Origin of the sequence: Morganella sp. B601 (assembly GCF_051172335.1) — a bacterium.
In the GTDB taxonomy this organism is placed as follows: domain Bacteria; phylum Pseudomonadota; class Gammaproteobacteria; order Enterobacterales; family Enterobacteriaceae; genus Morganella; species Morganella morganii.
The window spans coordinates 1-12,626 of sequence record NZ_JBPIZE010000011.1 but is presented as its reverse complement, the minus strand read 5'-3'; the positions used below and the strand labels follow the sequence as shown (position 1 = coordinate 12,626).

At 50.7% G+C, this 12,626-nt stretch carries 8 protein-coding genes and 1 pseudogene; all 9 read right to left on the bottom strand.

Annotation, left to right across the window (positions count from 1 at the left end):
* Positions 1-16 precede the first annotated feature (16 nt).
* Complete coding sequence (gene rpoC / locus ACSBQN_RS18695) at positions 17-4,243, bottom strand: DNA-directed RNA polymerase subunit beta' (protein ID WP_004242303.1); 4,227 nt, start codon at positions 4,241-4,243, stop codon at positions 17-19.
* 108 nt (positions 4,244-4,351) lie between these two features.
* Complete coding sequence (gene rpoB / locus ACSBQN_RS18690; RefSeq protein WP_004242304.1) at positions 4,352-8,380, bottom strand: DNA-directed RNA polymerase subunit beta; 4,029 nt, start codon at positions 8,378-8,380, stop codon at positions 4,352-4,354.
* Between the two features lie 348 nt (positions 8,381-8,728).
* On the bottom strand, positions 8,729-9,094 hold the full coding sequence (rplL, locus tag ACSBQN_RS18685; RefSeq protein ID WP_004242306.1) for a 50S ribosomal protein L7/L12: 366 nt from the start codon (positions 9,092-9,094) through the stop codon (positions 8,729-8,731).
* Positions 9,095-9,160: 66 nt separating this feature from the next.
* Positions 9,161-9,658, bottom strand: a complete 498-nt coding sequence (rplJ, locus tag ACSBQN_RS18680) for a 50S ribosomal protein L10 (protein WP_004242307.1) — start codon at positions 9,656-9,658, stop codon at positions 9,161-9,163.
* Positions 9,659-9,978: 320 nt separating this feature from the next.
* On the bottom strand, positions 9,979-10,680 hold the full coding sequence (rplA, locus tag ACSBQN_RS18675; RefSeq protein WP_004238485.1) for a 50S ribosomal protein L1: 702 nt from the start codon (positions 10,678-10,680) through the stop codon (positions 9,979-9,981).
* Between the two features lie 3 nt (positions 10,681-10,683).
* On the bottom strand, positions 10,684-11,112 hold the full coding sequence (rplK, locus tag ACSBQN_RS18670) for a 50S ribosomal protein L11 (protein WP_004238484.1): 429 nt from the start codon (positions 11,110-11,112) through the stop codon (positions 10,684-10,686).
* A gap of 148 nt (positions 11,113-11,260) precedes the next feature.
* A complete protein-coding gene (gene nusG / locus ACSBQN_RS18665) occupies positions 11,261-11,806 on the bottom strand; it encodes a transcription termination/antitermination protein NusG (RefSeq protein WP_004238483.1) in 546 nt (181 codons plus the stop codon).
* A gap of 10 nt (positions 11,807-11,816) precedes the next feature.
* Positions 11,817-12,194, bottom strand: a complete 378-nt coding sequence (secE, locus tag ACSBQN_RS18660) for a preprotein translocase subunit SecE (protein ID WP_004238482.1) — start codon at positions 12,192-12,194, stop codon at positions 11,817-11,819.
* Between the two features lie 274 nt (positions 12,195-12,468).
* Positions 12,469-12,626 (bottom strand): annotated as a pseudogene (gene tuf / locus ACSBQN_RS18655) (elongation factor Tu); the annotation flags it as partial.

Genomic DNA, 12,626 nt, shown 5'->3' with positions numbered 1-12,626 from the left:
TACATTGCTGTATCACTTACTCTTTGCTGCCACCGAAGCCGGCGTTCAGAAGCTCAGCTAAGTTAGCTGTTGCTTCATCAGCGCTGACCTGCTGTGGTGCTGCCTCGGCAGTTTCTGCCAGGTGACGGCGGCGGATACGATCCTGGTGGTACGCGAAACCGGTACCGGCCGGGATCAGGCGACCCACAATGACGTTCTCTTTCAGACCGCGCAGTTCGTCGCGTTTACCCGCAACGGCCGCTTCGGTCAGAACGCGTGTGGTCTCCTGGAACGATGCCGCAGAGATAAAGGACTCTGTTGCCAGAGACGCTTTGGTGATACCCAGCAGATCACGTTCGAAGGTTGCAGGGATTTTACCTTCCTGCTCCAGCAGACGGTTTGCCACTTTCACGCGTGCATATTCAACCTGCTCACCTTCGAGGAACTCAGAGCTTCCCGCAGAGGTGATGGTGACTTTACGCAGCATCTGACGAACGATAACTTCGATGTGTTTATCGTTAATCTTAACGCCCTGTAAGCGGTAAACTTCCTGGACTTCGTTCGCGATATAACGTGCAACGGCATTCACGCCGCGCAGACGCAGGATATCGTGCGGTGATTCCGGACCATCAGATACGACGTCACCACGTTCAACCATTTCACCTTCGAACACGTTGAGCTGACGCCACTTCGGAATCATCTCTTCGTAAGGATCGCTGCCGTCGATTGGTGTGATCACCAGACGACGCTTACCTTTGGTCTCTTTACCGAACGAGATGATACCGCTGATTTCAGCCAGGATCGCAGGCTCTTTCGGACGACGCGCTTCGAACAGATCCGCAACGCGCGGCAGACCACCGGTAATATCCTTGGTACCGACAGATTCCTGCGGGATACGTGCCAGCGTGTCACCGGCGGTGATTGCCACGCCGTCATCCAGCTGAACAATCGCTTTACCCGGTAAGAAGTACGCGGCAGGCATATCAGTGTTCGGGATCAGAACATCGTTACCCTGTGCATCGACAATTTTCAGTGCCGGACGCATTTCTTTCGCACTGGTGGTACGTTCTGCAGAATCCAGAACAACCAGTGAGGACAGACCGGTTAATTCATCAGTCTGACGGGTAATGGTCTGGCCGTCGTGCATGTCGGTAAAGCGGATGATACCGGACACTTCACTGACAACCGGCATGGTATGCGGATCCCAGTTAGCGACAGTTTCACCGCCGTTGACGGCTTCACCGTCACCTTTGGAGAGCTGGGCACCGTAAGGTACTTTATAGCTCTCTTTGGTACGGCCGAATTCGTCGATCAGACGCAATTCTGTGTTACGGGACGTGATAACCAGTTTGCCCGCAGAGTTCATGATGAACTTCGCGTTGAACAGTTTCAGTGTACCCTTGTTACGGACCTGAATGCTGGATTCCGCAGCAGCACGGGATGCCGCACCACCGATGTGGAACGTACGCATCGTCAGCTGTGTACCCGGTTCACCGATTGACTGTGCCGCGATAACACCCACCGCCTCACCGGCGTTGATGATGTGACCACGCGCCAGGTCACGGCCGTAGCATTTCGCACACACACCGAAGTCAGTTTCGCAACTAACCACAGAGCGGACTTTCACGCTGTCGACTGAGTTTTCTTCTAACAGGTCACACTGTTTTTCATGCAGCAGGGTGTTACGCGGGATAAGAATATCCGCAGTACCCGGCTTCAGAATATCTTCAGCAGCCACACGGCCTAATACGCGGTCGCGCAGAGGTTCTTTAACATCACCACCCTCGATAACCGGGGTCATGACGATACCTTCGTGCGTACCACAGTCATCTTCAGTGATGACGAGGTCTTGTGCCACGTCCACCAGACGACGGGTCAGGTAACCGGAGTTTGCTGTTTTCAGTGCGGTATCCGCCAGACCTTTACGTGCACCGTGAGTTGAGATGAAGTACTGGAGTACGTCAAGACCTTCACGGAAGTTCGCGGTGATTGGCGTTTCGATGATGGAACCATCCGGTTTCGCCATCAGACCACGCATACCGGCCAGCTGACGAATCTGTGCAGCAGAACCACGCGCACCGGAGTCGGCCATCATAAAGATACTGTTGAAAGAAACCTGCTGTTCTTCTTCGCCGTCGCGGTTAACCACGGTTTCAACAGACAGGTTTTCCATCATCGCCTTGGCAACACGTTCGTTGGCCGCGGCCCAGATATCGATAACTTTGTTATAACGTTCGCCGGCGGTAACCAGACCAGACTGGAACTGCTCCTGGATTTCTGCCACTTCTGCTTCGGCTTCCGCGATGATCCCGGCTTTTTTCTCCGGAATAACCATGTCATCGATACCAACGGATGCACCTGAACGGGCAGCGTAGGCAAAACCGGTGTACATGATCTGGTCAGCAAAGATAACGGTCGGCTTCAGACCCAGAATACGGTAACAGGTGTTCAGCATTTTGGAGATTGCTTTTTTACCCAGCGGCTGGTTAACCAGTGAGTAAGGCAGACCACGCGGAACGATACGCCATAAGATGGCACGGCCGACAGTGGTATCAATCATGCTGGTACGCTTGGTGATATTACCTTCGCCGTCTTTCACTTCTTCAGTGATACGGACTTTCACGCGGGCATGCAGAGACGCATGACCGGCGCGGTATACACGCTCAGCTTCAGTTGAACCGTTCAGTACCATGCCTTCGCCTTTGGCGTTAACACAGTCACGGGTCATGTAGTACAGGCCCAGAACAACGTCCTGAGAAGGTACGATAATCGGATCGCCGCTTGCCGGTGACAGGATGTTGTTGGTGGACATCATCAGGGCACGGGCTTCGAGCTGCGCTTCCAGGGTCAGAGGAACGTGAACCGCCATCTGGTCACCATCGAAGTCGGCGTTATATGCCGCACAAACGAGCGGGTGCAGCTGGATAGCTTTACCTTCGATAAGGATTGGTTCAAACGCCTGAATACCCAGACGGTGAAGTGTCGGTGCACGGTTCAGGAGAACCGGGTGCTCACGGATAACTTCATCCAGGATATCCCATACGACCGCTTCTTCGCGCTCAACCATTTTCTTGGCTGCTTTAATGGTGGTTGCGAGACCACGCAGTTCCAGCTTGCCGTAGATGAACGGTTTGAACAGTTCCAGTGCCATTTTCTTAGGCAGACCGCACTGATGCAGACGCAGGTATGGACCTACGGTGATTACAGAACGACCGGAATAGTCAACACGCTTACCGAGCAGGTTCTGACGGAAACGACCCTGTTTACCTTTGATCATATCTGCCAGAGATTTCAGCGGACGCTTGTTAGAGCCGGTAATTGCACGACCACGACGGCCGTTATCCAGCAGCGCATCCACGGCTTCCTGCAGCATACGTTTTTCGTTACGTACGATGATGTCAGGTGCAGCCAGATCCAGCAGGCGTTTCAGACGGTTGTTACGGTTGATCACACGACGGTACAGATCGTTCAGATCTGAAGTCGCAAAGCGACCGCCGTCGAGCGGAACTAACGGACGCAGATCCGGTGGTAACACCGGCAGCACTGTCAGGATCATCCATTCAGGTTTGTTACCGGACTGAATGAAGGCTTCCAGCAGCTTGATGCGCTTGGTCAGTTTCTTACGTTTGGTTTCTGAATTGGTTTCATTCAGTTCTTCGCGCAGGTTTTCGACTTCCTGTTCCAGATCCATTGCTTTCAGCAATGCCTGGATGGCTTCCGCACCCATTTTCGCGTCGAATTCATCACCGAACTCTTCCAGAGCGTCGAGATACTGTTCTTCTGTCAGAATCTGGCTGCGCTCAAGGCTGGTCATCCCGCCTTCAACAACAACATAAGATTCAAAGTACAGAACACGTTCGATATCACGCAGCGGCATATCCAGCAGCAGGCCGATACGGGACGGCAGTGATTTCAGGAACCAGATGTGTGCGGTCGGTGATGCCAGTTCGATGTGACCCATGCGCTCACGGCGCACTTTAGTCTGAGTCACTTCAACACCACACTTCTCACAAATCACACCACGGTGTTTCAGACGTTTGTACTTACCGCACAAACATTCGTAATCTTTTACCGGCCCGAAGATACGCGCACAGAAAAGCCCGTCACGCTCAGGTTTGAACGTACGGTAGTTAATGGTTTCCGGCTTTTTCACTTCACCAAATGACCATGAACGAATCATGTCAGGTGAGGCCAGACCAATTTTGATCGCATCAAACTCTTCGGTCTTGGTTTGCGCTTTCAGAAACTTTAATAAGTCTTTCACGAAATGGCTCCTGTCGGAGTTAGACCTGTGAGACAAACGGTCGTCTGTTTGTCCCTTAAACCAGATTTACTGGTGCTGCCCGTGTACCACGGGCAGCCACAACGGTAATTACTCGTCTTCCAGCTCGATATTGATACCGAGGGAACGGATTTCTTTCAGCAATACGTTGAAAGATTCCGGCATTCCCGGTTCCATCTGATGACTGCCGTCGACGATGTTTTTGTACATCTTCGTACGACCGTTAACGTCATCCGATTTCACAGTCAGCATCTCCTGGAGGGTGTAAGCGGCACCGTATGCTTCCAGTGCCCACACTTCCATCTCCCCGAAGCGCTGACCACCGAACTGTGCCTTACCACCCAGCGGCTGCTGGGTAACCAGGCTGTAAGAACCGGTAGAACGCGCATGCATCTTGTCATCAACCAGGTGGTTCAGTTTCAGCATGTACATATAGCCGACGGTAACCTGACGCTCGAACTGCTCGCCGGTACGACCATCAAACAGTGTGATCTGACCGGAAGTCGGTAAGCCACCCAGAGTCAGTAATGCTTTGATTTCCTGCTCTTTTGCACCATCGAATACTGGTGTTGCTGTCGGCATACCTTTTTTCAGGTTGTCCGCCAGACGCAGAACTTCTTCATCACTGAAGGTGTTCAGATCCACTTTCTGACGCGGGTCGTTACCCAGATCATAGGCTTTCTGGATGAATTCACGTAATTTCGCGACTTCCTGCTGCTCTTTGATCATCTGGTTGATTTTGTCACCGATGCCTTTCGCAGCCATACCCAGGTGGGTTTCCAGAATCTGACCGATGTTCATACGCGATGGTACGCCCAGCGGGTTCAGTACGATGTCAACAGGGTTACCTTTTTCATCGTATGGCATATCTTCGATAGGGTTAATTTTTGAGATAACCCCTTTGTTACCGTGACGACCCGCCATTTTATCACCAGGCTGGATCTGACGTTTAACGGCCAGATACACTTTAACGATTTTCAGCACGCCCGGTGCCAGATCATCGCCCTGGGTGATTTTGCGACGTTTCGCTTCCAGTTTCTTGGCGAACTCAGATTTCAGTTCGTCATACTGTTCTGCCAGCTGTTCTAACTGATTCTGTTTCTCTTCATCAGTCAGAGCCAGTTCTAACCAGCGCTCGCGCGGCAGTTTGTCCAGTTTGTCAGCTTCCATACCGCCGTTGATCAGAACGGAACGGATACGGCTGAACAGACCGGCTTCCAGAATCTGGAGCTCTTCGGTCAGGTCTTTCTTCGCGTCACGCAGCTGCATCTCTTCGATTTCGAGAGCACGCTTGTCTTTTTCCACGCCATCGCGGGTAAAGACCTGGACGTCGATAACAGTACCGGAAACACCATTCGGTACGCGCAGAGATGAATCTTTCACGTCTGACGCTTTTTCACCGAAGATAGCACGCAGCAGTTTCTCTTCCGGGGTTAACTGTGTTTCACCTTTCGGTGTCACTTTACCGACCAGAATATCGCCGCCTTTCACTTCCGCACCGATATACACGATACCGGATTCATCCAGTTTGGAGAGAGCCGCTTCACCCACGTTAGGGATGTCGGCGGTGATCTCTTCCGGCCCCAGTTTGGTGTCACGGGACACACAAGCCAGTTCCTGGATGTGGATAGTGGTGAAACGGTCTTCCTGAACAACACGCTCGGATACGAGGATGGAGTCTTCGAAGTTGTAACCGTTCCATGGCATAAATGCCACGCGCATGTTCTGACCCAGTGCCAGTTCGCCGAGGTCAGTTGACGGACCATCAGCCAGCACGTCACCGCGCTCAACCGGCTCACCCAGCGATACGCAAGGAGTCTGGTTGATACAGGTGTTCTGGTTAGAACGGGTATATTTGGTCAGGCTGTAGATGTCGATGCCCGCTTCGCCGGCATACATTTCATCTTCATTTACCTTGATAACGATACGTGATGCGTCAACGTACTGAACAGTACCACCGCGTTTGGCTACGGCTGTAACACCGGAGTCAACGGCTACCGCACGTTCCATACCGGTACCAACCAGCGGCTTGTCAGCGCGCAGAGTCGGAACCGCCTGACGTTGCATGTTCGCACCCATCAATGCACGGTTGGCGTCATCGTGTTCCAGGAACGGGATCAGGGATGCACCGACAGAAACCACCTGCTGGGTGGAAACGTCCATGTACTGAACCTGATCACGGCTGAATAAGCTGGATTCACCTTTGTTACGGCAGGTGATCAGTTCATCAACGAAGTGGCCGTCGTCATCTAATACGGTGTTTGCCTGTGCAATGATGAAGTTACCTTCTTCGATTGCAGACAGATAATGAATTTCATCGGTAACAACATCGTCACGCACTAAACGGTACGGGGTTTCCAGGAAACCATATTCGTTAGTCTGTGCATAAACAGATAAGGAGTTGATCAGACCGATGTTCGGACCTTCAGGGGTCTCGATAGGACATACGCGGCCGTAGTGAGTCGGGTGAACGTCTCGTACTTCGAAGCCGGCACGTTCACGGGTCAGACCGCCCGGGCCTAATGCTGAAATACGGCGTTTGTGCGTAATTTCTGACAGCGGGTTGTTCTGGTCCATAAACTGGGACAGCTGGCTGGAACCAAAGAACTCTTTAACCGCAGCAGAAATCGGCTTGGCGTTGATCATATCCTGAGGCATCAGGTTATCCAGATCACCCAGAGACAGACGCTCTTTCACCGCACGCTCAACACGGACCAGCCCCACACGGAACTGGTTCTCTGCCATTTCACCGACAGAACGGATACGACGGTTACCTAAGTGGTCGATATCATCCACTTCACCGCGGCCGTTACGGATGTCGATCAGTTTCTTCATGACATCAGTAATGTCCTGCTGGCTCAGGATCCCGGTACCGTCAGAGTCATCACGACCCAGTGAACGGTTGAACTTCATGCGGCCGACCGCAGACAGATCGTAACGATCTTCAGAGAAGAACAGGTTCTCGAACAGGTTTTCAGCAGCTTCGCGGGTTGGCGGCTCACCAGGGCGCATCATGCGGTAGATTTCTACCAGTGCGCTTAAACGATCATTGGTCGGATCCACACGCAGGGTTTCTGACATGTAGGCGCCGTGATCCAGGTCGTTGGTGAACAGGGTTTCAATGGTTTTGTGACCGGACTGGCTCAGACGCGCCAGCAGATCCAGTGACATTTCCATGTTCGCCGCACAGATTAATTCGCCGGTCGCTTCATCGATGTAATCACGCGCAACCACTTTGCCTGCGATATATTCAACAGGAACTTCAATCTGGCTGACTTCGTCTTTTTCCAGCTGGCGGATATGACGGGCAGTGATACGACGGCCTTTCTCAATATAAACTTTACCGTTCGCTTCGATATCGAAGGACGCAGTTTCACCACGCAGACGCTCAGGAATGAGGGTCATGGTCAGTTTATTATTGCGGATTTCAAAGGTGGTTTTTTCGAAGAACAGGTTCAGAATGTCTTCGGTGCTGAAATTCATCGCACGCAGAATGATCGAAGCCGGTAATTTACGGCGGCGGTCAATACGGACAAATAAGTTGTCTTTCGGATCGAACTCGAAATCCAGCCATGAACCACGGTAAGGAATGATACGTGCGTTATACAGCACTTTACCGGAAGAGTGTGTTTTACCTTTGTCACTGTCAAAGAACACGCCCGGGCTGCGGTGTAACTGAGAAACGATAACACGCTCAGTACCGTTGATAACGAACGTTCCGTTTTCGGTCATGAGCGGAATCTCGCCCATGTAAACTTCCTGTTCTTTAATATCTTTAACTGTGCCTTCCGGTGCTTCACGCTCGTAAACAACCAGACGCAGTTTTACGCGCAGTGGTGCGGAAAAGGTTACGCCGCGGATCTGACATTCTTTAACGTCAAATACCGGCTCACCCAGACGGAAGCTGACATATTGCAGTTCCGCATTGCCACTGTAGCTCTGAATCGGGAAAACAGAACGGAACGCGGCTTCCAGGCCGTTCTGACCGTCCGGATCGAGTTCAATGAATTTCTGGAATGAATCCAGCTGGATAGAAAGGAGATAAGGTACATCCAGCACTTGCGGACGTTTACCAAAATCCTTACGAATACGTTTCTTCTCGGTATAGGAGTAAACCATAGGGTTCCTCAGCTCGCTTGATCAGTGACCCGGCCTGCCCGTATCGGACGGACAGTCGCTACAACTATCTAATTTGGACAGAAAATTGAACATTTTCTGTTAATACCCATTGCTATTACTCTTAAATCATTTCATTGCGCTGCTGACTACCGAGCTACCCGAGCGAATCGCAGTCATAAACACAGTATATTAAGTCGTCAATAGCAAAAAGTATTCGGAGAGTTTGCGGGTGTCAGATAACACAACTGTTACCCCGAAAACACACGCATGCGCATTAGCGCAAAAAGGCTGGTGACCAATAAGTCACCAGCCATCAGCCATTTTCAGGCTGCTACTGCAAAAAGTGGCTTATTTAACTTCAACTTCCGCGCCAGCTTCTTCCAGAGATTTTTTCAGAGTTTCAGCTTCATCTTTGCTCACACCTTCTTTCAGTGCAGCAGGTGCGCTTTCAACTAAGTCTTTAGCTTCTTTCAGGCCCAGACCAGTTGCGCCGCGAACAGCTTTGATTACTGCAACTTTGTTAGCGCCTGCAGCTTTCAGAATAACGTCGAACTCAGTTTTCTCTTCAGCAGCTTCAGCAGGACCCGCAGCAACTGCTACAGCAGCAGCAGCAGAAACGCCGAATTTTTCTTCCATCATGGTGATCAGTTCAACAACGTCCATTACAGACATTTCAGCAACTGCGTCCAGGATTTGTTCTTTAGTGATAGACATACGATATGTTCCTAAAATTCAGAATAAGTTTATACGTTAAAAAGCAACGAAGAAAAGAAAGGGCAATTAAGCTGCTTCTTTCTGATCGCGTAACGCTGCCAGAGTGCGAACCAGTTTGCCTGCAGAGGCTTCTTTCATGGTTGCCATCAGGCGCGCGATTGCTTCTTCGTAAGTCGGGAGTGTTGCTAAGCGATCGATATCTTTCGCTGCAATTAACTCACCTTCAAAGGCTGCGGCTTTAATCTCGAATGCAGGGTTCGCTTTCGCGAATTCTTTGAACAGACGAGCAGCAGCGCCCGGATGTTCATGAGAAAATGCAATCAAGGTAGGACCGACGAATACGTCTTTCAGGCACTCAGAAGAGGTACCTTCAACAGCACGACGCAGCAGGGTGTTACGTACTACACGTACAGTAACGCCAGCTTCACGACATGCTTTACGCAGACCGGTCATTTTATCTACAGTCACACCACGGGAATCCGCGACAACTGCAGACAGCGCACCTTTGGCAACTTCGCTGACTTCAGCAACAATCGCTTGTTTGTCTTGAAGATTTAATGCCATTAGCTTCTTGCTCCTGGTTTAGCCGGGTAATACAACCCCGGAACTCACTTCACTCAGCACCGGAAGGTGGAGAGCGCTAAAACACGGTGAGCAGAATACTCGAATAAAATTCTTGTGGCTCTGTCACCGTCTACGCAGGAAAATTAAGTAATCACTTACACCTGCGGTCTTGGACGGGGCCCGGAAAAGGCCGGGCTCCAACCGAAATTCTGGCTGTGCCTGATTCCGTGATAATTTCACTAAATCAAATACAGCAAACATTGGGCGTCAGATTCTACAGAAACCTGACCCCAATGTAAAGCGCTTACTATCCGCAGATATTAAGCAGCAGCAGTCAGACCAGACTGGTCGATTGCAACACCCGCACCCATGGTGGTAGACAGGCTGATTTTCTTGATGTACACGCCTTTCGCTGAAGATGGTTTTGCTTTTTTCAGTGCAACCAGCAGAGCTTCCAGGTTTTCTTTCAGTTTATCAGTGTCGAAATCTACTTTACCGATAGTGGTGTGGATGATCCCGTTTTTGTCGTTACGGTAACGAACCTGACCCGCTTTAGCGTTGTTCACAGCTTCAGCAACGTTAGGAGTTACAGTACCCACTTTCGGGTTTGGCATCAGGCCGCGCGGGCCTAAGATCTGACCTAATTGGCCAACAACGCGCATTGCATCCGGAGATGCGATAACAACGTCGAAGTCCATTTCGCCGGCTTTGATTTTGTCAGCCAGGTCTTCCATACCAACCAGTTCTGCGCCTGCAGCTTTAGCAGCTTCAGCGTTAGCGCCCTGTGCGAACACAGCTACGCGGACAGAACGACCGGTACCGTTTGGCAGTACAGTTGCACCGCGAACGTTTTGGTCAGATTTACGTGCATCGATACCCAGGTTGACGGCAACGTCAACGCTTTCAACGAATTTAGCAGTCGCTAATTCTTTCAGCAGGGCTACGGCTTCATTGATGTCGTACAGTTTGGTAGCATCAACTTTTTCACGGATATTGCGCATGCGCTTGGTCAGTTTAGCCATCGATTAACCCTCCACTACCAGGCCCATGGAACGAGCAGTACCTTCGATAGAACGCATCATAGCTTCTACATCGGCACCAGTCATATCCGCTGCTTTAGTCTCAGCAATCTCACGAACCTGAGCAGAGGTAATTTTACCTACTTTCTCTTTGTTCGGTTTGCCGGAACCAGATTTCAGACCTGCAGCTTTCTTCAGTAAAACTGCCGCTGGCGGAGTTTTAGTGATGAAAGTGAAAGAACGGTCAGCATAAACGGTGATAACAACCGGGATTGGTAAACCTTTTTCCATGCTGTCTGTTTTGGCGTTAAACGCTTTACAGAATTCCATGATGTTCACACCCTGCTGACCCAGTGCAGGACCAACCGGTGGACTTGGGTTTGCCATACCAGCTGCAACCTGCAGTTTGATATAGGCTTGTACTTTCTTAGCCATTTAAAAAATCCTCAATATGGGTAATAGCGCCGGTTATCCCGGCTCCCCTATGAATACAGGCCCGCGTGAAAACGCGAACCCCTGAAAAACAAAAGGCGCGAAATTGTAGATAAATTTCCCGCCCTTTGCAAGCCCGGAAAAAAAACCGTTACGGTTTTTCGACCTGACTGAAATCCAGTTCGACCGGTGTTGCACGACCAAAAATAGAGACTGATACCTTCAGGCGGCTCTTCTCGTAGTCGACTTCTTCAACAACACCGTTAAAGTCTGCAAACGGACCATCGGAAACACGGACCATTTCGCCCGGCTCGAACAGCGTTTTCGGACGCGGCTTATCACCTACCTGCTGCAGGCGGTTCATAATCGCATCAACTTCTTTATCGCTGATCGGTGCAGGACGATCGGATGTTCCGCCGATGAATCCCATTACACGCGGTACGTTACGCACCAGATGCCAGGATGCATCGTTCATCGCCATCTGAACCAGGACATAGCCCGGGAAGAATTTGCGCTCACTTTTGCGGCGCTGACCGCTGCGGATCTCGACGACTTCTTCCGTTGGCACCATGACTTCGCCAAATGAATCTTCCATCCCGTTGATTTTGATATGTTCACGCAGAGACTGCGCAACCCGGCTCTCGAATCCGGAGAAAGCCTGGATGACATACCAACGTTTTTTAGGAGAATCCGACATCTTTAGAACCTCAGAAGGATGTTATATAGGAAACAAGACGGACAAGGATACCATCAAGGCCCCATAACACTAACGACATAACCGCTGTGACTGCCGCAACGATCAGTGTTGTATGCAGTGTTTCCTGACGTGTAGGCCAGATCACTTTACGCATTTCAACCCGTGCTTCGCGGGCAAAAGTCAGTGTCGCTTTGCCTTTCGTTGTCCACAGTGCAATACCACCGGCTAATGCGATGACGACAACAACTGCCAGCGCACGCAGCGCGAGATTAAATTCGCGGAAGTAGTAGTTACCGCCGATAGCAGCGATCAGCAGAACTGCGACCACTAACCATTTGGCAATGTCAGCACCACGGCCGTTTTGTTGAGCTTCGCTATTCGCACTCATAAACCAACCTGTAACCATGAAATAAAAAAGTCAGCCGGACTGCCTCGCTGTTGCAAAACAAATCAGACCAAAATTAGGGACAGATGCAATTGTATCTGACTTGGCGTCATAATCCAGCATGAGTTTCGTATTCTTCGAGATACTCACCATTCGTTGCGTGAGAGCCTATCTCACCAGTAGTTGATGATCAACTAGTGATGAGATAGGTTCTTCATAAAACAACGCAGAAAAAGGGCATCAAATGATGCCCTTTTTAGGATTATTACATCCGTAATTAACCCATCACTTTCGCTACAACACCCGCACCAACGGTACGGCCGCCTTCACGGATTGCGAAACGCAGACCATCGTCCATTGCGATTGGGTGGATCAGGGTGACGATCATTTTGATGTTGTCGCCCGGCATTACCATTTCAACGCCTTCCGGCAGTT

Excerpts from the sequence above, each read along its gene's own strand:
- rpoB (WP_004242304.1), bottom strand. The coding sequence starts at position 8,380 with ATGGTTTACTCCTATACCGAGAAGAAACGTATTCGTAAGGATTTTGGT.
- rplL (WP_004242306.1), bottom strand. The coding sequence starts at position 9,094 with ATGTCTATCACTAAAGAACAAATCCTGGACGCAGTTGCTGAAATGTCT.
- rplJ (WP_004242307.1), bottom strand. The coding sequence starts at position 9,658 with ATGGCATTAAATCTTCAAGACAAACAAGCGATTGTTGCTGAAGTCAGC.
- rplA (WP_004238485.1), bottom strand. The coding sequence starts at position 10,680 with ATGGCTAAACTGACCAAGCGCATGCGCAATATCCGTGAAAAAGTTGAT.
- rplK (WP_004238484.1), bottom strand. The coding sequence starts at position 11,112 with ATGGCTAAGAAAGTACAAGCCTATATCAAACTGCAGGTTGCAGCTGGT.
- nusG (WP_004238483.1), bottom strand. The coding sequence starts at position 11,806 with ATGTCGGATTCTCCTAAAAAACGTTGGTATGTCATCCAGGCTTTCTCC.
- secE (WP_004238482.1), bottom strand. The coding sequence starts at position 12,194 with ATGAGTGCGAATAGCGAAGCTCAACAAAACGGCCGTGGTGCTGACATT.